Source organism: Paenibacillus sp. FSL H8-0260 (assembly GCF_045040625.1).
Lineage (GTDB): Bacteria > Bacillota > Bacilli > Paenibacillales > Paenibacillaceae > Paenibacillus_AQ > Paenibacillus_AQ odorifer.
In genome coordinates this window covers 5,029,175-5,054,685 of the sequence record NZ_CP150298.1, presented here as the reverse complement: position 1 = coordinate 5,054,685, position 25,511 = coordinate 5,029,175, and the positions used below count along the sequence as shown (strand labels likewise).

23 protein-coding genes are annotated in these 25,511 nt (G+C 41.7%); 16 read left to right on the top strand and 7 right to left on the bottom strand.

Annotated features, from left to right (window positions below; translation table 11 throughout):
• Positions 1 to 78 precede the first annotated feature (78 nt).
• The 4 genes from MHI51_RS22595 (at position 79) to MHI51_RS22580 (ending at position 4,086) form a co-directional block, all read left to right on the top strand.
• On the top strand, positions 79 to 1,188 hold the full coding sequence (locus MHI51_RS22595; RefSeq protein WP_076217966.1) for a hypothetical protein: 1,110 nt from the start codon (positions 79 to 81) through the stop codon (positions 1,186 to 1,188).
• A gap of 154 nt (positions 1,189 to 1,342) precedes the next feature.
• Positions 1,343 to 1,801, top strand: coding sequence for a GNAT family N-acetyltransferase (locus MHI51_RS22590; protein WP_405173278.1), 459 nt, complete (start codon positions 1,343 to 1,345; stop codon positions 1,799 to 1,801).
• Positions 1,802 to 1,838: 37 nt separating this feature from the next.
• The gene (locus MHI51_RS22585; RefSeq protein WP_405173277.1) at positions 1,839 to 3,311 is read left to right on the top strand and encodes an amidase family protein; all 1,473 of its coding nucleotides are present in this window, start codon (positions 1,839 to 1,841) and stop codon (positions 3,309 to 3,311) included.
• 199 nt (positions 3,312 to 3,510) lie between these two features.
• The gene (locus tag MHI51_RS22580) at positions 3,511 to 4,086 is read left to right on the top strand and encodes a dihydrofolate reductase family protein (RefSeq protein ID WP_076279205.1); all 576 of its coding nucleotides are present in this window, start codon (positions 3,511 to 3,513) and stop codon (positions 4,084 to 4,086) included.
• 140 nt (positions 4,087 to 4,226) lie between these two features.
• Here MHI51_RS22580 and MHI51_RS22575 read toward each other — a convergent pair whose 3' ends face one another.
• On the bottom strand, positions 4,227 to 4,424 hold the full coding sequence (locus tag MHI51_RS22575; RefSeq protein WP_036683067.1) for a hypothetical protein: 198 nt from the start codon (positions 4,422 to 4,424) through the stop codon (positions 4,227 to 4,229).
• 97 nt (positions 4,425 to 4,521) lie between these two features.
• On the opposite strand from MHI51_RS22575, the gene MHI51_RS22570 reads away from it, so the two are divergent.
• The 5 genes from MHI51_RS22570 (at position 4,522) to MHI51_RS22550 (ending at position 8,109) form a co-directional block, all read left to right on the top strand.
• On the top strand, positions 4,522 to 5,145 hold the full coding sequence (locus MHI51_RS22570) for a hypothetical protein (RefSeq protein ID WP_405173276.1): 624 nt from the start codon (positions 4,522 to 4,524) through the stop codon (positions 5,143 to 5,145).
• 23 nt (positions 5,146 to 5,168) lie between these two features.
• Complete coding sequence (locus MHI51_RS22565; protein ID WP_076217962.1) at positions 5,169 to 5,519, top strand: MmcQ/YjbR family DNA-binding protein; 351 nt, start codon at positions 5,169 to 5,171, stop codon at positions 5,517 to 5,519.
• A gap of 77 nt (positions 5,520 to 5,596) precedes the next feature.
• On the top strand, positions 5,597 to 5,788 hold the full coding sequence (locus MHI51_RS22560) for a hypothetical protein (RefSeq protein ID WP_076104342.1): 192 nt from the start codon (positions 5,597 to 5,599) through the stop codon (positions 5,786 to 5,788).
• 244 nt (positions 5,789 to 6,032) lie between these two features.
• A complete protein-coding gene (locus MHI51_RS22555) occupies positions 6,033 to 6,797 on the top strand; it encodes a GNAT family N-acetyltransferase (protein WP_405173275.1) in 765 nt (254 codons plus the stop codon).
• 172 nt (positions 6,798 to 6,969) lie between these two features.
• Positions 6,970 to 8,109: a 5-methyltetrahydropteroyltriglutamate--homocysteine S-methyltransferase gene (locus MHI51_RS22550; protein ID WP_076217960.1), complete on the top strand. Its 1,140-nt coding sequence runs from the start codon at positions 6,970 to 6,972 to the stop codon at positions 8,107 to 8,109.
• A 445-nt stretch (positions 8,110 to 8,554) separates the two neighbouring features.
• Here the strand turns inward: MHI51_RS22550 and MHI51_RS22545 are convergent, their stop codons facing one another.
• The 3 genes from MHI51_RS22545 to MHI51_RS22535 form a co-directional block, all read right to left on the bottom strand.
• Entirely contained in the window at positions 8,555 to 9,496 is a 942-nt protein-coding gene (locus MHI51_RS22545) for an NAD(P)H-binding protein (protein ID WP_076279201.1), read from the bottom strand.
• Positions 9,497 to 9,574: 78 nt separating this feature from the next.
• Positions 9,575 to 10,474 (bottom strand): LysR family transcriptional regulator, encoded by a 900-nt coding sequence (locus MHI51_RS22540; protein WP_076217958.1) that lies wholly within the window; start codon positions 10,472 to 10,474, stop codon positions 9,575 to 9,577.
• Between the two features lie 91 nt (positions 10,475 to 10,565).
• Complete coding sequence (locus MHI51_RS22535; RefSeq protein WP_076130227.1) at positions 10,566 to 11,756, bottom strand: coenzyme F420-0:L-glutamate ligase; 1,191 nt, start codon at positions 11,754 to 11,756, stop codon at positions 10,566 to 10,568.
• Positions 11,757 to 11,903: 147 nt separating this feature from the next.
• Here MHI51_RS22535 and MHI51_RS22530 point away from each other — a divergent pair, with 147 nt between their 5' ends.
• The 3 genes from MHI51_RS22530 to MHI51_RS22520 all read left to right on the top strand — a co-directional run bounded on the left by MHI51_RS22530 (position 11,904) and on the right by MHI51_RS22520 (position 14,705).
• Positions 11,904 to 13,100 (top strand): macrolide family glycosyltransferase, encoded by a 1,197-nt coding sequence (locus tag MHI51_RS22530; protein ID WP_076277396.1) that lies wholly within the window; start codon positions 11,904 to 11,906, stop codon positions 13,098 to 13,100.
• Positions 13,097 to 14,044, top strand: coding sequence for a helix-turn-helix transcriptional regulator (locus MHI51_RS22525; protein ID WP_405173274.1), 948 nt, complete (start codon positions 13,097 to 13,099; stop codon positions 14,042 to 14,044). The genes MHI51_RS22530 and MHI51_RS22525 overlap by 4 nt, the downstream gene beginning before the upstream one ends.
• 67 nt (positions 14,045 to 14,111) lie before the next feature.
• On the top strand, positions 14,112 to 14,705 hold the full coding sequence (locus tag MHI51_RS22520; protein WP_342410919.1) for a DinB family protein: 594 nt from the start codon (positions 14,112 to 14,114) through the stop codon (positions 14,703 to 14,705).
• Between the two features lie 17 nt (positions 14,706 to 14,722).
• On the opposite strand, the gene MHI51_RS22515 is transcribed toward MHI51_RS22520, so the two are convergent.
• Together MHI51_RS22515 and MHI51_RS22510 are read right to left on the bottom strand one after the other, a co-directional pair.
• Positions 14,723 to 16,339 carry a response regulator gene (locus MHI51_RS22515; RefSeq protein ID WP_076277395.1) on the bottom strand — a complete coding sequence of 539 codons (1,617 nt, stop codon included), beginning with the start codon at positions 16,337 to 16,339 and terminating at the stop codon, positions 14,723 to 14,725.
• A 4-nt stretch (positions 16,340 to 16,343) separates the two neighbouring features.
• Positions 16,344 to 18,083 carry a sensor histidine kinase gene (locus MHI51_RS22510; RefSeq protein WP_076104348.1) on the bottom strand — a complete coding sequence of 580 codons (1,740 nt, stop codon included), beginning with the start codon at positions 18,081 to 18,083 and terminating at the stop codon, positions 16,344 to 16,346.
• 347 nt (positions 18,084 to 18,430) lie between these two features.
• On the opposite strand from MHI51_RS22510, the gene MHI51_RS22505 reads away from it, so the two are divergent.
• From MHI51_RS22505 to gnpA, 4 genes are all read left to right on the top strand, one after another.
• Positions 18,431 to 19,906: a carbohydrate ABC transporter substrate-binding protein gene (locus MHI51_RS22505; RefSeq protein ID WP_076277394.1), complete on the top strand. Its 1,476-nt coding sequence runs from the start codon at positions 18,431 to 18,433 to the stop codon at positions 19,904 to 19,906.
• 90 nt (positions 19,907 to 19,996) lie between these two features.
• Positions 19,997 to 20,938, top strand: a complete 942-nt coding sequence (locus tag MHI51_RS22500) for a carbohydrate ABC transporter permease (protein ID WP_254857029.1) — start codon at positions 19,997 to 19,999, stop codon at positions 20,936 to 20,938.
• A gap of 9 nt (positions 20,939 to 20,947) precedes the next feature.
• Entirely contained in the window at positions 20,948 to 21,802 is an 855-nt protein-coding gene (locus tag MHI51_RS22495) for a carbohydrate ABC transporter permease (protein WP_076217953.1), read from the top strand.
• A gap of 26 nt (positions 21,803 to 21,828) precedes the next feature.
• The gene (gene gnpA / locus MHI51_RS22490) at positions 21,829 to 23,982 is read left to right on the top strand and encodes a 1,3-beta-galactosyl-N-acetylhexosamine phosphorylase (RefSeq protein ID WP_405173273.1); all 2,154 of its coding nucleotides are present in this window, start codon (positions 21,829 to 21,831) and stop codon (positions 23,980 to 23,982) included.
• 509 nt (positions 23,983 to 24,491) lie between these two features.
• On the opposite strand, the gene MHI51_RS22485 is transcribed toward gnpA, so the two are convergent.
• Positions 24,492 to 25,397: an AraC family transcriptional regulator gene (locus tag MHI51_RS22485; RefSeq protein WP_076217951.1), complete on the bottom strand. Its 906-nt coding sequence runs from the start codon at positions 25,395 to 25,397 to the stop codon at positions 24,492 to 24,494.
• Positions 25,398 to 25,511: the final 114 nt, after the last annotated feature.

Genomic DNA, 25,511 nt, shown 5'->3' with positions numbered 1-25,511 from the left:
GGGGCTTCGTACTTTATAACATTCGTATCTTAAAGTACATGTAAGTCAAGCCCACTTACACTATGGAGGTTATGAGAAATGAAGAGTAAAGATGTGAAATCAGCCCTCGGGGTGATCGCGATATCCAGTGGTCTGCTAGCCCTCACTGCTTTGGCAGTGCCCACAATCGTCGCTTATACTACAGTGAACCAGAATGTGTCTCAAGCGAACGTTTCCTACACGCAAGAACTCAACCAGAAGCCAGCTGTTCAACTGGCGAGTAGCCAGATCCCGGTACTTAAGGTTGCAACCAAAACACCGGTCTCGACGATCAAGTCGTATTTTGAGCGCACAGTCACTGCTGAAGAAATTAAGCAGATTAATGAGTATGCAGAGAAGGCCAGGCTCACTGGCAAGGATGAACAGCTTACGCGGCAATTTACGGACCAGGAGAATAAGCGGCGGATGTTATTGGATGATCAATACAAGTACGATGGCTTACGGCCCAAGCAGAAGTTACCTTTGAAATCAGGGAGTTCCGAATTTTATCTGGATCAAAGCAAATTTACCTATGTAATTCCTAAGCGCGAACTGACCGATGAAGAAATGCTGCAACTAATCGACTGGAATTATCGCTTTAATTATGTGGTAAGCCTCAATCTTGTCGTGGCACAGCCAGATAAGAAGGACATCAGTCAGGATGAAGCCCTACGCAGAGCAGAAGAGAGCGTAAGCCGTCTATTCGGTGTCGATCTCTCAAAGTTGCAGGCTCAGACCTCATATTATAAACCTTTTCCTGATTCGAAAGGGCAATGGTTCGTTAATTTTCTACCTTACCGTGCAGAGACACTGCGGGCTCAGGATAAGTCTTATTTCATGTATAATACGTTCGTTGATGCAAAGAGCGGAACCGTACTTGATACCACGATAGTGGACCTGTCCTATAAGAGAACTCCGATTACAGCAGCTATGAATAAACAGATTAGCCAGGATTCCAGCTGGCTTCAAGCCGCTAAATCCATTGTGGTGGACAAGCAGGGCGAGATCCGTGCGATAACCAGCTCCTCTATCATTAAAGACAGTGCATATGACAAAAGCGGAGTAGTAGCGGTCTTGGTCAAACTGAAAGACGGTAGCTCCTACACGGTAGAGCTGCGCTATCCGGAGAAGACTCTGCGTTGCCTGATCTATACACCGGTTTCCAAGTAATGAAGTGAACCAGCGTTATAAACTTCTTTAGTATTTACAACCTACAGCAAGCCCCACTCGGGGCTTGCTGCTCTGCATTTTGAGAGCTGGTGGATAACTATTGTGAGGGCAGGCATGGGTATAGGAATTTCTTTTTACAAGAAGGGATGGTTAGATGCTAGATATTAAATCCTTACAAGAATGCCCTCTTCGCCAAAATGAGCTTATTGAGTATGTCAAAGAACGATGGCCAAAAGTACAACAAGCTGTGCTCCCCAATATACAAGAAAGTTTAATCTCAACAGATGAGGAGTTCCCTTTTACATTTTTGCTGTTGAAACATGATGTAATCATCGGGTTTTATCAATTAATTAAGCAGGAATTTATAACTCGAAAAGATTTATCACCTTGGATTGCGCCATTGTTTATTGACGAAAGTGAGAGGGGCAAAGCACTGGGAGCCGTTTTGTTGGAGCATGCCAGAAAAATAGCTGGGCAACTAGGTTATGCAAAAGTCTACTTGGCGACGGATCATATTCTTTATTATGAGAAATATGGATTTAAGGAAATAGGTCTGGATAACTTCGAGTGGGGACGGCCCACCAAAATATATGAACATGACACTATTACATAAATGACCCAAATGACCCAAATGGAAAGCAGGAGTTATCATGGAACATATCTTCGAATTAACAAAAATAAAGAGTGAAGAAATAACGATACTCGAACTGCAGGATGCAATGGATAGAGGGGATGTTAGTTCTAGGGAACTTGTTATGTATTACATGTATCGGATAGCAACGTTTGACCAGAGTGGTCCCATGATAAACTCTATTATGGAAATGAATCCAGATGCGATTTATATTGCCGAGACATTAGATCAGGAAAGGAAATTAAGCGGAGCACGAAGTCTTCTACATGGTGTGCCTGTATTATTGAAAGGAAATATTGAAACGAATGATAAAATGCATACAACTGCGGGCGCATTAGCTTTGGAAAACCATGTTAGCTCGAACGATGCTTTTCTTGTCCAAAAACTAAGGGATGCTGGGGCCATTATACTTGCAAAAACAAATATGACGGAATGGGCAAATGGGATGTCATCATCCATGTGGGCTGGGTATAGCTCAATAGGAGGACAAACCAAAAATCCATACGGTGATCATTTTCCGGGAGGTTCCAGTACGGGTTCTGCCGCTTCCGTTGCAGCCAACTTTTCAACAGTAGCCGTGGGGACAGAGACGTCTGGCTCTATTTTAAGTCCAGCTGTGCAAAACGCAATAGTTGGTTTAAAGCCAACTGTAGGTCTAATAAGTAGATCAGGCATAATTCCATGGTCATATTCTCAGGATACAGCTGGACCTATGGCAAGGAATGTGACAGATGTTGCGATCTTATTAAATGCGCTTACGGGAAAAGATGAAAGTGATCCTGCTACTTGGAAAAATGAATATTCTACTATGGACTACACAGCATTTTTGGATAAAGACGGATTAAATAAAGCGACCATAGGCGTTTTTAGAAATGCTCTACCTAAGAATTATTGTGACATGGGTGAATATGATGAACATTTATTTAATGATGCTGTGGCTAAATTAAAAGGTTCTGGAGCCAACATAATAGAAGATATAGATATTCCATCGTTCCATAGAGAGTGGAAATATAACAAAATGAATCTTGAATTTAAGCATTCCGTTGAAAATTACTTATATAACCTTCCGGCTCAACTTCCTGTCCATAACCTAAATGAATTGATGGAATGGAACGAGCGGAATTCGGAAAAGGCTTTGAAATATGGACAAGATATGCTGAACTATCGATCACAGCTAGATAAACCGTTGAATCATTCGGAATATATAGTAGAGTCTATCTCTGACTTATATTATTCGCAAAATATGGGGATCGATCATGCTTTAGAAAAGTATGGATTGGATGCAATCCTGTTTCCTGCTTATGTCGGAGCTGATTTAAGTGCTAGAGCAGGTTATCCAACTATAGCAGTGCCCGCAGGCTTTCAAGAGAATGGAAGAGCCTTTGGGATCACATTTGCAGGAACGGCATTTAGTGAACCGACACTCATTCGGATTGCATTTGCATTCGAACAACAAACGAAACACAGGAAAATGCCGGCTCTAAAGAAATGAAAGATGAATTGAAAATTAGAAAAAGGTGCATTTACAAACGAACGTACGTTTGCTAATATGTTAATGTGGATAAAAATACCAAAGTGAAGAAAAAAGCGTTTGAGATTAGCAATCCATAAGAAACAACTCAAGTTGAATTCTGCTAAAATGTAGTTAATGTCTAATGTAGATATCCCTCATGAACAAAGGAGAACTGAAAATGAGAAAACTCGTTCTATTTCTTCACGCATCGCTTGACGGTTTTGTAGAAGGGCCGAATGGTGAAATGGACATTGGCTGGGTTTCCTACGATGCGGATTTGGAGAACCATGCGAAAGAAATTCTGAGTACTGCCGACACTGTCATTTGGGGACGCGGGACTTATCAGATGATGCACAGTTACTGGCCATCTGTCCCTTCGGACCCATCAGCTTCGCAGTATGAACGGAATCATGCCGAGTGGATCGAAAAGACAGCCAAAATCGTTTTTTCCACGACGCTGGAGAAAGTCGAATGGAATAATTCCAGACTCGTGAAAGAAGCTGTCGAGAAAGAGATCAATATCCTCAAACAGCAGCCCGGCAAGGATATGGTCATCCTCGGCAGTCCTAGATTCGCACACCACCTTATGCAGCTTGATTTAATTGATGAGTATAAAATTACGGTTTCTCCCGTCCTGATCGGTAAGGGATTGCCATTATTCCAAGGTCTCAAGGAGAAGAGAAATCTTAAGCTAATCGAAAACAAGACCTTTGATTCTGGAGCCATAGGTCTCGTTTACCAGACGGTAAGATGACCTTGCCACCTTAAGGTGATTGCTCACGGGGAACGTTATTGGAACGACAACAGCGGCAGTCTAAGACTTTATTTATCAAGTCTTGGTCCGCCGCTGCTTCTTTTAATGGATCCAGTCTAATACTTTATTTTTTCCAAACACTAATCAGATGTTGGTTCTTTCATAAACCATGAAATATGGGTGCATCGCTTACAAATAAGGATGGCAGCGTTTTTGTTCGCCCAGTCAAAGCCTAAAAATGATGCGCCGCTTGTGTTAAGCAGTTTATAATCCAGATCAAAAGTATCGTTTTGACAGCAAGGACAGGTTATTGGTGCGCCTGCAGCACTGTATCTCATTTTAAAAACCTCCTGTGGATTTGTATAATACTTTAACGTATTTGAGGTTATTCAGGTTTCGTGCACTTGAACTTACTAGTTAATTTGGGGTGAAGTTATGTTTAGCTGGACAAAAGCTTTGTCAAAGGTATGTGAACTTTATTTTTCATCCAAAATGAATTCGAATTTAGAATGGATCTTGGTTGGCTCGGTCGGTTCGGTTCTTCAGGGCTGTGAAATGACCCCAGGAGACGTTGATATTTATACAAGGAATAAGGAAGGGATTGACCAATTTGCAGAACTTCTTAAAGGATTTTCCCTTTTGGATAAATGTGAATTTCCTCATGGGGATAACTGGTTATCTTCTTTAGAAGAACCTACATTCACTCAAACCTTTTCTTCGGGATTTTCTTGGACAAAAGGGAGTTGGATAATCGATGGATTTAAGGTGGAGGTTGTTCATATTTCCAATTCAGCTGGAATTCCTGATTCTATGGATGGTGATGGGATATGGGAAGGTGGTCAATTCATTTGGAGCCATTTCAAAAACGTGATGATCGGACCGTATACTATTCCTACGGTTCCGCTAGAAATACAGTTGGAATCTAATTTAAGACGAAAAAGATCAGATAGGACACAAGCGATTATCGCTGCATTACAAAAAAATGGCTATGATAAAGAACTAATCGATAAAGCCTTGTCAAAGGAACACTTATCTTATTTTTATTCCCAAATTGGTTAGGCTGAGAAGGCGAGGGACTGATTTTGACCCATAATATTATTGAATACTGTTTAAAAAAGAACGGAGCAACAAAGGACTATCCTTTCGGATTCGATCCATTGGTGATTAAGATTGCCGGTAAAATGTTCGCGCTTATTTTTGAGAATAAGGGGAATTCTGCTTACATAAATCTAAAATGTGATCCGGTGATTGCAGGGAACTTGCGAGAGCAGCATGAGAGCGTTCGGCCAGGATACCACATGAACAAAAAACACTGGAATACGATTGTTTTGGATGGCTCCTTACCAGAGTCGGATATCTATTTAATGATTGATCATTCTTACGATAGGGTTGTCCAAAATCTTCCCAAGAGCCTCCGACAAACGATCTACTGAATATGGCATTAATTTGTCGTTTAAATGGTAATAGACTGGTATAATATGGTTTATAATCATGGAAAGGAGTTGTTTTTATGTCTGACTTTTTTAATTCAGGACCTAATCCCAATTTGTCGGACCCTGCAGGTCATAAAGCAAACCATGATGTAAATGCGCAAAAATATCATACTGAAGGCGTTCCTGGATTTTGGAGCGAGGTAACCAATCTGTTGATCGTTGTGGCTATAATTGCCGTCATTTTTTTAGTTATAAGGTTTGTTTTATGATTACCCTGGTTTAGAGTGAAGATATTGACTTTTAGGAGGCGGTTCCATTGGTAACTATCATTAGGTGGACAGAATTTAGAAGGATAACGCCTACTCGTCCATAAACTGCGTATTTCCTTCTTAATGAGGGTACTGGATGCAAGAATATAACATTAGTATAATGAAAGACTTTTCAAAGCATTACATTGACCAAATCCGGATATTAGAACAACTTTGCAAGACGTCCGACAGGTCAAGTTTGAGGGTGGGTATAGAAAGCCTTAAGGAGATAGACGGAGATGAGGCATTCTTGTGCCAGATCGATAACCAATTAGTTGGATTTCTCAGTTGGTATACTTCGGATGGCATTGAAGCTAATATTAACGGAATGGTTCACCCGGACTTTCGTCGCCAAGGGGTATTCCACGACTTACTGAAAAGTGCCGCATCAGATATGCAAATACAAGGCATACAAACTTGCCGTTTTAGGATACCTTCTAATTCTGAATCAGGGATGGATTATATCCGGCATTTAGGGGCAAGTGCTGCACCGTCTGAATTCCTCATGGTTTTTAATCGGGCACAAATCGCTGGATCAAGCCACTCCGGTTTAGTTGTGCGATTGGAAGAAGATCAGGATTTAGAGTTCATGGTTAAATGTTCATCACAAGCCTTTGATGATTCAGAGTCCTGGACTAGGAATTATTTAACTCGTACCAGAGAACCGGCACGGATTACTTACATTGCTGTGGACAACATGATTCCGGTTGGGATGATTAGAGTCAATGATTTAGATACAAATACTGCGGTTATACATGATTTTTGTGTGCTTCCTTCGTGTCAAGGCAGAGGATACGGTCGTGAAATTCTTTCAGAGGTAGTTAAAATCTTGCGAGATCAGAAGAATTCCCAGATTCGTCTTAGCGTGGTCACTCAAAATAGAAATGCATTATCCCTCTATCAGTCGGTTGGGTTCGAGGTGACTGCGGAGTTTAATTACTATGTAATTTCCGTCGATATGATTTGTTAAGGAAGCGGCGCTACTCATGCGCCTCTTCTTTTTTTATCATGCCCTTCTAATTATCACACTGAATCTAGCTATAGTTAATACTTATAACCTGTCATAGCGCATTGGTAGATCGGTATAGTCAGTCGGTTATGCTATATTAATTCTAATAATTTGTTTACGAGGAGATTAATATATGAGCATTCAGACCAAACCCCAAAAACGAACCGTTACTCCATTTCGATATGATATCGTGGGCAGCTTCCTGCGCCCCCAAGCGTTGAAAGAGGCTAGATTAAAATTCAAGAATGGTGAAATTACTGCCGGGCAGTTGAAGGAAGTAGAGAACGACGAAATCGTTAAGCTCGTGCAGAAACAAAAAGAGGTGGGGCTTCAAGCGGTAACTGATGGTGAATTCCGCCGCTCTTGGTGGCACCTCGACTTCTTCTGGGGACTTGACGGTGTAGAACGGACAATTATTGATCAAGGTTACCAATTTAACGGTGCAGAGTCCAGACCAGAAACAGCCCGACTGACCGGGAAAATAAGCTACAGCAGCCATCCTTTTGTTTCGCATTATGAATTTTTAAAAGATGCTGCTGGTGAGGACGTTGTTGCGCGTCAATCGATTCCTGCGGCTGCACAATTCCTGTTCGAGCTAGATCGGGCGGAAAACAAAGAAAGCACAAATGAATTATACCCGAATCGTGAAGAGCTTATCTCGGATATTGCCAAAGCATACAAAGCATCGATTCTTGCCTTCTATGCAGCGGGCTGCCGCTGTATTCAAATCGACGATTGTACGTGGGGAGCGCTTTGCGACGAACAGTTTATAGCGTTTATGAATCAGATTGGCGTGAACGTAGCTGAATATGCAAGCGAACTTGCAAAATTGAATGAGGAAGTTGTAACCGGTCTGCCGGAAGATCTTGTTGTAACGACCCATGTATGCCGGGGCAATTATGTTTCGACTTATGCTGGAGTAGGTGGAGGCTACGAGCCTATCGCGCAAACGCTTCTTAATATCAATAACTACTCGGGTTATTATCTGGAGTTTGATACCGAACGTGCAGGCGATTTCAAACCATTGCGCTTTTTGAAAGACAATCAGCAGGTTGTGTTAGGTCTGTTCTCATCCAAATTTGGTGAGCTTGAAAGCAAGGAGGATATTCTGAAGCGTATTGAGGAAGCGAAGCAATACGTTGATCTAAACCGGATTTGCCTTAGCCCGCAATGTGGCTTTGCTTCCACGGAAGAAGGCAACCACCTGACTGAAGAGCAGCAATGGCGTAAGCTTGCTTATATTAAAGAAATTGCTGAAGAGATCTGGAACTAACTTTAATTAAAAATAGACAGAGATAAAGATAATGCACCTTTAGCCATTCGGATGTTTATCCGTACAGTTAAAGGTGTATTTTGTTCTACAGCGATTTTACCGATATACTTGGCTAGTTCTATCTATACCGTGACGGAGGATTAGGGAAAACCTCCCTAATAAAAGCCGATAATTGCTCTAAATGAATGAAATTAAGGAATAACTCCCTAAAAACAGAGCAATATCAAGATTTACAGCCAAATCACTTAAATTTCAGGGAAGAATTCCCTGATTATTAGTCTGATGACCAGAATCCTCAGAATATTAGGGAGGTTTTCCCTAATTATCTCCAGGGCGAGCATATGATTGAGCTTTACGGAGTTTTTGTGCCACGCTCAGTATAAAAGAAATCACCCCCGTTTAATAAACGGGGGTGATTTAGCCTAAGAAGTAAGAGTGGCAGCTTTTAATTGTCTTTAGAGTGTCTTTCGCCAACCTGGAATTCATCGGCATGTTCAAACATATATTTCACGGTCAGAGGGTCTTGACCAGTAAGTTGTTTGAAGTCCTCCGTATAAACATCCATTTTTCCTTCACGAATAGCTTGTCCAAAAGTTACCATACCTTCTGAAGAAAAGGGGGCTTCGGAGCCTTCTTTAAATGCACCATCGGTGGTTCTAGGGACGCCCATTGCTTCGAATACGGCATAATTTTCTTCATCCGTATTTTCTTTGTAGGTGATATGATTGCCCGTTACTTCATTACCAATCTTAATGAAGTCGGTAATTGTCATCAATTCAAGCCCGTTGATATTTAGAATCGCTTCCTGATAGTTATTGGAGGCTAGGGCATACGCAACGGCTTTTGCGCAATCCTTCCGCGAGATATAAGCCATTTTACCGTCACCTTGATTGTTTGTTAATACCCCGTCACCCTTCACATACGTAAAGTAATTGGTTATCATGGCTTCCGCATATTGGGAATTCCGAAGGAAGATATAATCTAGCCCAACGCTTTGAATATAACGTTCGGTATACACATGGTCAATTTTTTCTACGCTTGGATTGCTTTCATCGGCTGCGTTGACCAAAGAAGTATAAATGATCTGTTTGACTCCAGCTTCTTTGGCAGCATCGACCACATTTTTTTGTGCATTTTGACGTTTCTCTCCAACAAAAGGCATGGAGATTAGAGCGAGTTTATCGGCATGAGCAAAAGCTTCGGCAAGGCCTTCCTTGTTATTAAAGTTGGTCACATGTGTTTCAATCCCTTGTTCCGCATATTCTTTCAAACATGCCGGATCGTAAGCGCAAAAAATGATTTGGTCTTTATCTACCAGCTCCAACAAGTATTCCGCAGCTTGCTTCCCTAGATTTCCATCGACACCAGTCAACAATAATTTACCCATGATCGTTGTCACTCCTTGTGGATATGATTTATACCCTTATAGTATGTGAAAAAAAGAACATAGTCTAACACATAAAACTTATGGTCGATTGCTAAATCCAATTTGGATTTGTTGCAGGAAGGAGGGCAAGGCCGGGTTTGTATTATTTTTGAGATAACCTGCTTCGATTGCAAAGGTATGGTGTGAATCATCTAAAGGAATTAGCCGGACTTCATCTTGAAGATAAGCGAGCTGATAGTTATCCGGGAAAAAGCCAATCAAATTCTCTGTGATGATATAAAACAATTCTGTCTCCACATCGTCTGCGGTTCGAAGAATGTTCGGCTGATAGCCGTCTTCAATTGCATGCTGGATCATTAGATGATAAGAGTTTCCAATAGCTGTTGGATTCAGCATGACTAGCGGATGTTCATATAACTCCTCTTTGGCGATCGATTTATGATGAAAGAGAGGATGGTGATGACTCACAGCTGCACAATAACGTCCCTTATATAAGGGATAGGTTACAATGTCCTCTTTTCCCTGAAACTCGGAATCAAAGGCAATAGCCACGTCGTAAATCCCTTTTAGCAAGTATTCTGCAATATCTTTTAGCAATACTTTATTCAGTTCCAGCTTAATATTCGGATGATGATCCTGAAACGAGGGAATCAATTTCAACAAACTTTGGATATCCGTCATCGCCGCATATTCGATACTCAGGGATTGCGTATTATACTTTTGAAAGTTTTCCATGCTCAGCTTCATATGATTATATTGCTTCCAGAGGATGAGGGCTTCGCCATAGAAAAGCCATCCGGCTTTGGTTGGCTCAATAGGGATCTGCTTTCTGTCAATCAATTGAATGTTGAATTCCTCTTCAAGCGCGGCGATTTGTTGACTAATGGTGGTCTGCGAAACATAGTTCTTTTTAGCTGTTTCCGTAAAATTTCTGCATTCCACGAGATCGATAAAATATTTAATCCTTCTTATGTTCATAGTATCCTCCGCCTGCCGCTGTTTGCTTTTATTATAACCCAGAAAGTAAAAAAGAGAGCCTCGTTTAGAGACTCCCTTTGTTGTACTACTCTTATTTTGTATAGTTATCGAAATAACCTTGGATATAAATCATTGGTGTTCCTTTATCGCCACTACCAGAAGTCAAATCAGATAATGATCCAATCAGGTCAGTTAATCTACGAGGTGTAGTCCCTTGGGCTTCCATCGCACCAACTAGATCATCATTTTTATTCTGGATGTATTTAGAAATGGCTTGTTTTAACTCTTCACCACGAAGATGAGAGAAGTTGTTATCGGCCAAGTATTTCAATTTTACTTCATTTGGTGTTCCATCAAGTCCGGCAGTGTAAGCAGGGGAGACAACTGGATCTGCGAGCTCCCAGATTTTTCCGACTGGATCTTTGAATGCTCCATCGCCATAAACCATAACTTCTACAGTTTTACCTGTAATTTCTTTGATTTTTGCTTGGATACCATCCACGATAGGCTGGCAGTTGTTTGGAAATAGCTTTACACTTTCTTCTGTAGCTTTGTTTGATCCTAGCAGACCATAAGCTTCGTTAAAGCCGCTGCCATCGATTGATTGCGTAAGAATATCATCCAAACCAAATACTTTTTCAGCACCGTTGTTTGTGAGAATGCGTTTGGTTCTGAAGCGAGTGTGAATATCGCAAGTTAATACATTTTTTGTATAGTTTAAAATGGTTTTTGGGTTGTTGGAGAAGATGACTTCACAAGCCACACCTTCAGCTTCAATTAAACCTTTATAATATTCAATATAGTCAACCCCTGTGAATGGGTGCTTAATATAGCCGAAAAACTCACGGAACTGAGCTTCTGTTAATACATCCGTCCATGGATTGATACCTTTAGCATCTAGTTCGTCGATGTCTACAAGGTGGTTGCCTACTTCATCAGCTGGATAGCTTAACATTAGGACTACTTTTTGTGCCCCTTTGGCAATACCGCGTAAGCAGTTAGCAAACCGGTTACGGCTAAGGATTGGAAAAATGACCCCTACAGTTTCTTCGCCGAATTTCCCCTTTATATCAGCAGCAATATTGTCAATCGTTGCATAGTTTCCTTGTGCCCGAGCAACAATGGATTCAGTTACGGTCACAATGTCACGATCTTCGATCGAAAAACCCTCGACTGTTGCTGCATTCAATACCGTCTGAACTACGATTTCTTCAATGTTATCCCCATTGTTAATGATAGGTCCGCGAAGTCCACGTACAACTGTTCCAACTACTCTTTCCAATATGATCTCTCCTCTAATAAGGGTATACTCTATATTATTAAAATGGTTTTAAAGCCTATATTACTATACCCTTTTAGAGCGATATAAGTAAAATTAATGTTTATAATATCTAATATAAAAATGATTTATAGTTAAGGAGGATTACAATTGGCGCGTGTGTTATTTATTAATGGTGGATCAGAGGGACATATTAATCCCACGATTGGCGTTGTGGAAGAGCTTATTTCTCGTGGCGAAGAGGTAGTGTACTTTTGTATAGAAGCTTATAGAGAACGTATGGAGATGACGGGGGCTACAGTACGAACATTTGACGATCAGAAATTTATACAAGCTTTTATCTCAGGTGGAAGAAATTATGTACTCGAAAGAATCAACGGTCTATTACTTACGACAGATATAGTTATTCCAAGCGTTCTTGAACAGATCAAAGGGGAGCATTTTGATTACATCATCCATGATTCTATGTTTGGTTGTGGACGTTTGTTAGCTCAAATTCTTAGGCTTCCGGCCATTAGCTCCTGTACTTCTTTTGCGCAGACAAAAGCAGCATTCGATGAAATGTTAGAACAATTTTATACTACAGTTCCTGCAGAAGTAACTAATCCTATAAAGGATAAATTCCAAAGCTTGACGCAAATGGTGAAGGGCAAATATGATGTGGACATCGAATCCCCTTATGAAGTGTTTTGTAATCCTGCCCCACTTACTATCGTTTATACAACTAGGGAGTTTCAACCTGAGGGAGAAGCTTTCGACCCGTCTTATATCTTTGTAGGACCCTCCATCTCTTCACGATTAGCTCCAGAAAACTTCGACCTCATGGCAATTAAGGGGAAAAGTCCAATTTACATTTCACTCGGCACAGTTTTTAACCAAGCCATTGAATTCTATAAACTTTGTATTGAAGCATTGGGGAACACGGAGCACACTATTGTGATGTCAATTGGAGATAAAGTCCAAATCACGGATTTAGGGGAAATTCCGCAAAACTTTTTCGTGAAAAATTATGTTCCACAAACGGATATCCTGCAATACACAAAGTTATTTATTACACATGGTGGAATGAACAGTATCAATGAAGGGCTTTATTACGGGGTTCCGCTAATTGTAATTCCACAAAGTGCGGATCAGCCAATAATTGCGGAGCAAGTCGTCCATGTCGGAGCAGGCATTAAGTTACAAATGCAAAGTTTAACTGCAACTCAACTACGAGAAGCCGTAGATCATATATTAAGCAATTTATCTTATAAAAAAGCTGTCTCTAATATCAGTGAATCGTTTCGGAACTCGGGCGGGTATCGACGAGCAGTTGATGAGATTGTTCGGGGAGGGGGAGTGGTATGAACAAAATGGACCGGTTGTTAGCTATAGTGCTTGAACTGCAGCGTAACAAAATGTTACGTGCGGAGGATTTGGCTGCTAAGTTTGAAACGAGCGTAAGAACGATCTATCGGGATATTCAGGCACTGAGTGAAGCGGGCGTTTCCATTATAGGAGCGCCAGGGCAGGGTTACTCCTTAATCGAGGGGTATTTCCTGCCACCCGTTAGTTTCACGCTGGACGAAGCAGTGACATTGCTTATCGGAACTGATTTTATCGAGCAGCGGTTTGATGCACACTATGGTAATAAGGCTAGAAGTTCTAAAGCAAAGATAGAAGCCATCCTGCCGGAAGCTATCCGCAGTCAAGCATCACAGATTCGCAAAAGTTTTCGTTTATTTGCATCCGCAGAAGATATAGCACCCATACAAGAGAAGGCATGTTTGGAAGCCATTCGTGGAGCGATATTGGAGGGAAGGAAAATAAGATTTCGTTATTCCAAAAGAATCGCCGAAGCCGATGGGAACCGTCAAAGTATTCGTACGGTTGCTCCTTATGGACTTGTGCTTCATCACGGGTCATGGGTACTCATCGCCTGGTGTGAATTGCGTCAAGACATCCGTCATTTCCGGTTATCCCGAATGAGGGAGCTTATTAATCTGGAAGATGAATTTATGCTGCCAGCAGATTTTCATCTGGAGGTATACCAACCTCCTGATGATCGCAACGTTCATGTGCTTATCTTAGTCCAAGCTGACATAGCCGATAAGGTAAGGGAATCAAATAATTTCTATATGGAAACTATTGAGGAGCATGCGGAGGGGGTACTTGTTACTTTTCGCGTTCGCGAGCCAGGGGAATTGCTGCAATGGGTGCTTGGCTGGGGAGGCGGTATGGTTGTGCTGGAGCCCGAATCTTTCCGTGATCAGGTTAGAAATGAAATAGAAATAATGTTAAAACGCTACTGACATAACGCTGTCAGTAGCGTTTTTGTATACTTGGACCATCAATGACTACAGGAGCTGATATATGATGATTACAACAAAAGAAGTCTTACAACGATTTGAAGAAACTTCGACATACTATATTCAAGAATTGGAGCGATTCAATCTGGAGCAGCTGAAGCAAAAGCCGAGTGAAAACGCCTGGTCCATCGGACAGATGTTTCAGCATCTCATTCACTCGGCGCTGTATATGCAGCTTCGTAATATTGATCAATGCCTTGTGCTAGACCAAGATCCCTTAGTAGCTCATGTGGGGAAAACTGAGGATGGTGCGGCTATATTTGCGCAAGGAAGCTTTCCGCCCATTCGTATTCAGGTTCCGCCTTCCGCCCAATATACGCCGGAGCAGCCGGAGAGCAAAGAACAATTAATTCAAGGGTTACGTACAGTCATTCAAAGAATGAGAGAGATCGAACCCTCTCTTGAAAAAGCGTCCAAACAAAATACCGTATCTCACCCGCGATTTGGTGGACTATGCGCGGAGGAATGGTTCCTACTTATTGAAATGCACTATCGTCATCATCTTCTGCAGCTGGAGCGGTTAAACAAAGAGTTGTTGTTTAATTCCATATTTGCACCTAAAGAAGGGTTCATCAATAACATTCAGGTTGTGAAAGGATCATAAAAAGAGTTTGAATGGTCTTAATTTCCTGAACCAAGCGTGGCCTGAACGTGATTCTTATATTCACTAGGATTAACACCAAAGTGTTTTTTGAATAACCGGGTGAAATAAAATTGATCGTGTATACCGATTTGCGTGGAAATTTCTTTAATGTATGGATTCCCTTTAAGTATTAATTCTGCAGCTTTTTCCATTTTCACAGTATTAATGTAGTGAATGATGCTTTGCCCCACTTCTTCTTTGAAGATTCTGGACAGATAGTTCTCACTTAAGTTGACATGCTTGGCAATCAGAGATAAGGTGAGCTTCTTCTGATAATGTGTGTTGATATAGTCAATCGCTTGTTTAACATCTCTATTGTGTGTAGTTACGATCTGTTGCTTTTGATGGGAGAATAGTTGGAACACAAGCTCCATTATAGATAGAACGTCAGTGGTACGTTTACTGCTGGCGATATTTTCTATATAGGTCTTCAAAAGCTTCGGATCCTCGACAATGAGATGGGCATCGCATAAGGGAAGATAATGCAGACAATTTACGATGAACTTTTTGGTTTCAGCAGGATTAATTTGCTTGGATTTACAGATGTCGAGAAATTGCTGAGTTGCTTGATTAACGGCTTCAACCCCTGAAAGCTTCCAGTTCTGAATTAATTGCGTCGAGAAATCATGTACATCCTCGAAGTCCAGCGTATCCTTTAAATGAACATCCTTTGGATCTATAATCGTTATTTCGTTGTAAAATTGGATTTGCAAGGATTCTTTACATCGCTCTAGGGTTCGTTTTGCTTCAGCATATCCCCGTACAGGATCAGAAAAAACAATAGTAGGGGTGATAGAAATATACATTTTGATTAACCGAATGACCCTCTGGATAAAGTCTGTGCGGATAATTTGATGATCGTCTAAGGTATCACAGGAGATTAGAAGCAGCAGCCCATTAGATTCTAGCTGAATAATTTCTAACTGATCTACGGTCTCCAAGATATCCAAGATAATGTTTTCAATAAAGGATACGGAGATGTGATTTTGTCTTTCGTTTTGGGTGGCGTTATTCTGCTCAAAAGTCACGTAGAATAAATAACAGCTGCTTTCGCTGAAAGCGAAACTTATAGCATCATGCTGATCAAGCTGCTGCACATCGTAATAAGGATCGGTGAAATAATCTTTTAGCAGCGCATTTTTCACGCTTTTTAAATTGTGCTGTAATAACTGTGTTTGGGTCTCCTGCTGCTGCCTAGATTGAAGCTGCTCTTGAATTAGCTTCGTAGATTTCTCCAGCAAATGGATCAAATCCCCCGTTTTCATACTAATCTTCAGCATATAATCTATAGCCCCAAGCACTAAGGCTTCACGAACTAACTCATACTCCCCGTGGTTGCTCGCCACCAGAATTTTTCCTGCAAACCCTCTGTTATTCAGTTCTTTTATCAGCTGCAGACCATCCATATTAGGCATTTTGAGATCTGTAATGATGATATGGGGATTAAACTTGTCTACAAGTGTTAAGGCTTCCACTCCGTCAGAGGCAGTAGCACAGATCATGTATCCAAGCTCTTCCCATGGAATCATGGTTCTGAGCGCGACTTTAACAATAGGTTCGTCATCCACTAGCATTACATTATACATAGGATACATAGTATCACCCCTTAAGTTCGTATGTTTGTTTAGGGATAATTAGGCGGCAGCAGGTTCCATGACCCATTGAGCTTGTGATGAACAGCCCGTAACTCTCACCGTATTGAAGTTTAATGCGATCGGCCACATTTGAAATTCCGATACCCGACAGATTGTCAGCTTTTTCAGATTTGGTGGTGTCAAACCCTTTTCCGTTATCGATGATCTCAATAATAAGGGTGTATTCATTTTTTGCGTATACCTTAATTTGGATTAGAACTTTTCCTCCTATATCTGTAACTCCATGAAGAATCGCGTTCTCTGCGATCGGCTGCAGGATGAGCTTGGGGATCATGCTCTGTAATAAAGACTCATCCAAGTCATATTCAATGTCAAACCTGTCGGCATAACGTATTTTTTGAATGGCAAAATAATGATCCAGATTGTTCAGCTCCTGCTTGATGGTGATTTGCTCATCTTGATCGATAATGGTACTACGCAGCAATTCAGCTAGTGAGGAGATGCCGTCGCTAAGGACGGGAACCTGGTTAATCATCGCCAGCCATCGTAAGGAGTTAAGTGTATTAAAAAGAAAGTGAGGATTAATCTGCGATTGCAGCATTTGCAATTCGAGCGAACGTCTTCTTTTCAGATCTTTCTTTTGATCCTTCATCAGCTGTTCCATTCTACTGACCATGCTGTTAATTCTATTGGCCAACACGCCCATTTCATCGTTGCTGTGATCTTCGATCCGGCTCGATAGATCACCATAAAAAATTTGATTGCAGAAGACGATGATTTGTTTGATTGGTTTCAGGATGCTTTTATACAATACGATAATAATTAGAATACACACGACTACAATGATGCTGACAACAATAAGTAGTCCAGTGGTGATTTTACTTGTCTCTGAATTGATATAAGAGAAGGGCACGGTAGAAATCATGTACCAGCCTAATTGATTATTGTTAATATAGGAGATTTGCTGCATTTTGCCATTGACCATGCCTTGGAAGGAATGGTTTTTCTTTGCCTCTTGTGTCTTGATTTGCTTAAAAAGCTCATCTTTATAATAGGGTTCTCCTAGCGGAGTATCCTTTTGATTCGAAGACATTACTTTTCCCTCCCTATTCATAATAAGGAGACTGGAACCTGTACCTAAATCCACACTGGAAAGAATGACTTTTGAAAATAACTCCCCACCAATAAAAACAAACACATGACCTAAGGGAACGCCAATGTCATCTTGATCAAAAATTTTCCGGCCCAAGACAATGGTATTGTAAGCGCGATAGCTTTTTACATAGTTAAGACTGTCATAGGGGGCATTCAGCTCTACTTGTTTCATAATTTCTTCATACTTAGGATTGGGGATGCCGTCGTAGCCTAATTCATAAATAGGTTGGTTCTTGGCGTCGATGACCCGAACGTTCTGGACATATCCGGGGTAGATGGTTCTATATAAATTGTCCATGGCATGATTAATGGCAGCATTGCTAGGCGCGGGTTCATTTGGTGCTGCCGATAAACGCTCCTGAATAATACTATTGGTAGAAACAGAGCCTGCAAGATATTGATAGTTGTTAAGTTCACTTAACATCGTTCGATTAAGCAGGGTTAAAGCCTGAAATGTGGATTTACTTAATTTATTGTTAATAGATTTGGAGTAAATGGTGTAGGAGTAGAAACCTATAAAGATGATTGGGATCACGGATACGATTAAGAAAATGACGGTTAAGCGATTTTGAATTTTAACCTTGCGCATGATTTGCGGAGGATTAGGAAAATGCAGCTTCCCTTTGCGTCGACTCAGGTGGATGACCTCCCATTCACTATCTTTTACTTACAAGTTAACATAAAAAGAACAATGGAATATATATGCAGCAGCGAAAAGTGAGAATAATCTATGGAATGGATAATATTATCCATTCCGTTAACGGCTAAGTTTACAGGTTATGTGACCCTGATGAATAAGCTTATACGAGCTTGCATTGGAAGATGGATAAGATAATACATAGGTAGGTTTGTATTGTAAATGTAAATATAGCGTAAATCCTTCTATACTTAGATTATTAAAAAAGCGTTTACAAGAATATCTTAAGGAGGGCGTTTATGAAAAAGACTATGAGTACATTATTAGCAGTAATGCTGCTAGGTGCGGGGTTGCTCGGCTGTGGGAACAGCAATAATAAACCTGCTGCCTCGAATGAATCTGATTCAACGAAAGCTACGAGCACCGCGCAAGCTACAAGTACAACGAACGCCGGGAAGACTAAAGAAGAACCTGCTAAAGATTTTGATAACAAGGAACTTAGCATTGCTGTATTCCAAGGGGGATATGGTGCGGATTATTGGAATGAAATTGTCAGCAAATTCGAAAGTGCTTATCCAGGTGTGAAAGTGAACATGACGATTAATCCTAAAGTTGGTGAAGTAATCCGGCCGCAGATTGTTGCGGGTAATCCTCCCGACTTCCTATCCGTTACAGATACAGAGCAAAGTGGCATCGTGCTTTCACTGATTAAAGAAAAGGGACTGCTAGATATCAGCGATGTATTTGAAAGCAAAGCGCTTGATAAAGAGGAGACGCTTAAGGATATGATTCTACCGGGGATGCTGGACAGTACAAGATTTCAGCCCTATCAAGATGGAAAGACGTACCTCGCACCTTTTAATGCTGGACCGATGGGCTTGATTTACAATAAAACACTGTTCACAGAAAAAGGCTGGAGTGTTCCTGAGACTTGGGAGGAGTTCTTTGCTTTAGGGGATGAGCTGAACAAAGAGGAGAACTATCTGGTTAATGCAGATGGAACCAAAACGAAGCGGGCTTTATTCACTTACCAAGGCATCTATCCGGATTATTTGGAGGAAATTCTCTACCCGGCCATTGCGAGTGCGGGGGGAAAAGAAACGCTGGATAAAGTCTTTGCTTATGAGGAAGGTTCATTTAAGAACGACACGATCAAAAAAGTACTGGATATTTTCTATAAAATCTCTAAAGACGGTTATCTGATGGACGGCACGGTTGCCTTGAACCATACACAGTCGCAGACCGATATGATGATGGGTAAAGCTTTGTTTATCGTAAACGGGAACTGGATGGAAAATGAAATGAAGGATTCACCTAGAGAAAATGGATTTGAATTTGGGATGACAACAGTACCTGTGTTCAATAAAGGCGATCAGAAGTATGTGCTTTCCAGCTACGAGCAATTCTCCATCCCTGCTAAGGCCAAAAATCCTGAGCTCGCTAAGGAATTCTTAAAGTTCCTGTATACCGATGAGTCTGTAAAACTATTTGCGGAAAAAGCGAATGGGGCGTATGCGCTTAACGATGCGAAGGAGCTGTCTAAGCCATTTTTGACTAAAGGTGTCTATGACATGTTTGAGGCTTATAATGGTTCCATTTCTATTTTACAGGGCTGGCAATCGTTACCGAAGGGTTCCAAGGTTAGTGTAGTCACCGAAATGTTCAAGAATACGGTCACACCAGTGATGACAGGCCAAATGACCACAGATCAATGGATGGATAATGTGGAAAAAGCTTTTGCACAGATTCGTAAAGAGAAAGCGGCTAGTAAATAATCTATAGTATCTCATGCAAATGCATCCTGTTAGGAATGGATAAGGTTATCTATGAACGGGATGCATTTTGTATGAAGAGGAGTGAGAAAGATGTCTGAAATGCAGCTGGCAGAAATAGCTCCTAGACAGAGGAAATCAAAGATTAGGACAGCGAAAACCAGAAATCCTAAGCTATTCATAGCGGTATGCACGATTCCAACGCTCCTGTTGACCCTCGTATTTATGATTATTCCAACCTTTCGGGCATTTTTTATGTCTTTTACGGATGCTACCGGGATGAGTGATGAGAACAAGTTTATCTTTTTGGATAACTATAAATATATGTTTCAGGATGAGATGTTCCTCAAAGCTCTGAGCAATACATTTAAACTGATGCTGGTCGTGCCAGTGATTACATTGATTTTTGGGCTGGTGCTCGCTTTTTTATTAACGCAGACGAAGCTGAAGGAAAGAGGATTTTACCGAACCGTATTTTTCTTTCCTAGTATCATCTCATTGACGGTAGTCGGAATTATCTGGTCCTTTGTGTTTCATCCCAATATGGGCATTTTGAATAATATTCTGGGGAGCATCGGATTAGATCAACTGAGCAGACCCTGGCTTGGAGATAGCCGAACAGCATTGTGGTGTGTAGCCGTTACACTGATCTGGCAAGCGGTTGGTTATTATATGGTCATGTATATCGCTGCGATTGATGGGATTTCTGCGGATGTGTTTGAATCGGCGACTATTGATGGTGCGGGATATTTCCGGAAGCTTACCAGTATTACGATCCCTCTGCTAAAAGATATTATTGGCATTACTTTTGTGTTGTCTCTGGCAGGTACGATCAATTTAAGTTTTATAGTTGTAACTGTAATGACTGGTGGTGGTCCGGCAGGTGGAACTACTGTTTTACTCCACTACATGTACACGCAGGCCTTCCAGAATGCGAACTTTGGTTATGCCATGGCTATAGCTATATTTACGCTGGTGTTCGCCTTTGTGCTTTCTTTTCTGTCCAGACTACTTACAAATCGAGCAGAAGGGTAGGGGAGAAGGATGACGAGCAATCAACAGAGTCTTCTAAAAATGAATATTGCTAACTGGATCACGCGGCTGTTTCTGATTGTAGCCACCATTGTTTTGTTATATCCGTTTGTATGGAATCTTTTAGCCTCATTTAAAAGCAATACAGAATTTCTGACAGACCCCTTCTCCTTTCCACAAGCCCTACACTTCGATAACTATGTACGTGCTTTTCAGAAATCCAAGATGGGGAGTTATTTCCTGAACTCTATCTTTCTTGTGGTGTTATCCACGGCGATTTTAGTTATTTTTGTGGTTCCTATGGCTTATGTCTTAACGAGATTTAAGTTTTGGGGCTCTAAACTAATCCTTAACCTTTATATGGCCTGTATTTTTCTGCAAGCCTCCTACATTATGGTTCCTTTATTTCTGCAGGTGAATTCGTTCGGGATGTTAGACAATCGCGGGATGCTCAGTTTGATCTATGCTGTTCTGCAGTTTCCCTTTGCCATCTTTGTATTAAGTGGATTTCTGAGGTCCGTTCCTAGAGATTATGAAGAGGCCGCTAAGATTGACGGTTGTGGCAACACGGGAGTGCTCGTCAGAATTATTGCACCGCTTGCTAAACCGGGCATTGTGACGGTCTGTATGCTGGCAGCGATGGGCTTTTGGAATGAGTATCCGCTGGCATTGGTCTTAATTCAAAGTGATAGCAAAAAAACATTGCCAGTAGGTTTAGCCAATCTTTTTGAGGTTCAACGTTATGCTACTGATTGGAGTGCACTTTTTGCCGCGCTGATCCTAGTGCTGATTCCAACGATTCTTTTATATGTGATAGGACAAAAGCAATTGCTCCAAGGAATAAGCGCAGGCGGAATTAAGGGCTGAACAACAAAGATATGGAGGGAAGTTACGTGGACAAAGGAAGATTTACACTGCCTGGTGAAACAGGGATGGAAGAGGTCATAGCCGATCTCGTCGAAAGATGGGGTGTAGATGCCGTACGTGACAGTGATGGCACGAATCTATCGCAGGACATTCTCGATATGGGTCTGCAAATTTATTCAACGCTTTGTCTTGTCCGTGAGGACAATGAGTGGGCGAAGCAGCATCCGCAATATAGACAGCAGATTTATCTGATGTCTGCTCCAGTAATAGTAACTTCAAAGGTGAAGACCATCGATATTATGGCTGATTATTTTGCCGAGCAATTTATTCCTAACACAGATGTGGATATAAAAAAATATTGGCAGGTTGTAAACCGGACTACAGGAGAAGTATTACCTTCTGAATGTTGGAGTTACGCAGAGGGAATTGTCACACTTGAACAGGCGGCACAATTTCACAAGTATACGGTCAGTTTCTTGGCCTACCAGAAATGGGAGCCGGTCTCCATGTACAACCACATCACGAATGATTGGGATGAGGAGCATCGTTTACCGTTGGATGTTCGTTACCCCGAGGCTCAAGGGCATGTTTTGAAGGTGCTGGAGGATTGGCTAAAGAAACATCCCAAGACTGATATCGTACGTTTTACGACCTTCTTTTATAATTTTGATTTGATTTTTAACAAGGGAGGTAAGGAGAAACAGGTGAATTGGTTTGGCTATCTGAGTTGTGTAAGTCCACTTGCGTTAGAGCAATTCGAGCAAGCTTATGGGTACCGATTGACTGCAGAAGATTTTGTGGATCAGGGGCGATATAACACACCATTTAAGAACCCGACCCAAAGATATATGGACTGGATGGACTTCAATCAGAAATTCATCGCAGGTTATGCGAAACAATGTGTAGATAGGGTGCATGATTTCGGGAAGAAAGCGATTATGTTTTTTGGGGATCACTGGGCTGGTACAGAGCCTTATGGCAAATATTTTCCGGAGATCGGGCTCGACGCAGTGGTAGGGGCAGCAGGAGATGGCGTTACAACCCGTATGATTGCGGATATACCTATTAAGGATACCGAGGCACGTTTCTATCCTTATTTCTTTCCTGATGTCTTTTTTGAAGGGGGAGACCCTGTCGGAGAGTCCATGCCGATCTGGATCAAATGCCGGCGTGCGCTCATGCGTAAACCAGTTGGCAGGATGGGGTATGGCGGATATTTAAGTCTAGCGCATCAATTTCCGGATTTTATAGATCATGTGACAGAGATTGCAACGCAGTTCAAAGGGATTCATGCCAATGCAGAAGGGACACAGCCTTTTAAAGCTCCTTTTAAAGTGGCGGTTCTGAATACTTGGGGCTCCCTTCGAAGCTGGCAGACACATCAAGTGGCTCATTCATTATGGAATCAAAGATGTTACTCCTACATAGGGGCATTAGAGTCATTGGCGGGCTTGCCGTTCGACATTGAGTTTATAAGCTTTGATGACATCAGGTTAAGTGGGATTGATCCTAGTATCGGTGTGATTATTAACGCCGGTGATGTACACACCTCTTGGAGCGGTGGAGATCAATGGAGCGATCCGCAAGTTGTGGCAACAGTTCGTGAGTGGGTGGAGCAAGGGGGCGGTTTTATTGGGATTGGTGATCCATCAGCTTATGAACATCAAGGGGTTCTTTTTCAACTAGCGGATATTCTAGGTGTTCAGAAGGAAATTGGATTTACAGCAAGCATCAATAAGCCCAAGGTAACGCCTGTGCAGGGTCATTTCATAACGGAAGATCTGGAAGGTGAGATTAATTATGGTGAAGGGATGACCATGATTTATCAAGCGGAGGCCGGAGCAGAAATATTGGACGTGCACCAAGGCAGCTGCAATCTTGCCGTGAATTCATTTGGTCGGGGGCGGGGCGTTTATATCGCGGGGCTTCCCTATAGTGTTCAGAATACCAGACTACTCAGCCGAGCGATCTTTTGGGCTGCACATCAAGAGAAGCAATTGTATTCATGGTTCTCAGTGAATCCGAATGTTGAATGTCACGCGTATCCTGAGACGGGTCGATATTGTGCCGTAAATAACACTGCCGAGATCCAAAAGACAACGATCCTGATGGACAACGCTGTGATCCAAGAAATAGAGTTGCGTGGGATGGAAAGTGTGTGGCTGGATATGATTATGTAAGAGATTTGTTCGCCTTCTCCTATTTTGAGATCACACACTAGGAGTCAGCCGTAACTACGGCGAATAATTAGACTTCCGGCGCTGTTATCTCCTACTTTCCTGAATTGTACCGCCTCACTTGAGTGATTGGGGAATTTCTCCCTGAAATTCCGGAATATTTGGTCATCAGACTAATAATCAGGGGAAATCTCCCCAAAGTTTAGCTGATTCGTTAGCAATTATAGTTATTCCTCTTATTATTAGGGAGGAATTCCCTGAATTCATTCATTTAGAGCGAATATTGGCTGTTTTCAGGGAGTTTTTCCCTAATAAGTTTTAGAGCCGTCCCCGCATACTGCATTAACGCAGAAAACACGAACGTTCGCCGCCCCGCATATTGCACATCTCACCGTACAATGTATATTGTTTATCGGCCCCCACAGGTATCACACAAAGCAGGTGACCCATCACCCTCAATGTTTTTGGCAAGTTTTTCTTACTTGGATTGAGATATCTTGAGTTTTCCGTATCTAGAGTATCCGGGACATTTTGCGATAAGCCCGCGGAGAAATCCCCTCATTTGCGGTAAATACCCTGCTGAAATAATGGATATCAGGATAACCAACCTTATCCCCGACCTGTTCAATCGGCCAATCCGTTTCACGCAGCAGCTTGCGTGCTTCTCGATGCCGGATGGAACGGAGATATTCACCAGGAGGCATGCCAGCTACCTCACGAAATAACTTGGAGAAATGGTCTTCATGCATATTCATGGCACCAGCCATGGATTTATTGCTCCAGCGGTCTGCTAGCTTTGAATCCATCTCATCGATTAAAGCTCTGATCCGCCCGGTATGAACGGAAGATTTAGCTGCATTCCGGGAGCTTTGTGTTCGGAGCAGCGAGGTTAGAATGCCGAGCAGTAACCCCCGACAGACCCATTCATAACCGGCAGGCCGCATCGTAAATTCATACACGAGCTGTTCCATCGCATGGATACATTCGGGTGGCGGGGTATAAATGGGCTCCTGTGACAATGGCATAAAAGGAGCGGTCACAGCTTCCAAGGCAAACTTCTCGTCCATAACCTCCTCCTCATTGACCAGCATGTCTTCATCGCTTGAAATAATCGATTCCCCAAAAAAATCAAAATGGATCCCAATGAGTTTGGTTTCCGAATCTGAGACAATCGCATTCTGATGATATACCCCGGAAGAAAGAAATATCAGTTGTCCTGAATTCAGAATATATTCCTCCGTATCCATCTTTGTTGATAACTTCCCCTGGCGAACGTATAGCAGCTCGAAATCATACAACCTTCTTCTTGGAAAGAGGCAAGGTGAGAGGGTTTGAAATTGTGCGTAGTGAATGCCAGGTGACCACTCCCGGGAAGGGACCTGTTTTCTCAGAGGATAACGGGGTTCTTTTTCAGCCACGAATAAACCTCCCATACAGTATAAAATGAATTTTTAAATAGACCGGAATCGTTCAACAAATCTCTTGTTCACCTAAATAAATCTAACTTACAATCTATTATAATATAAATAAAT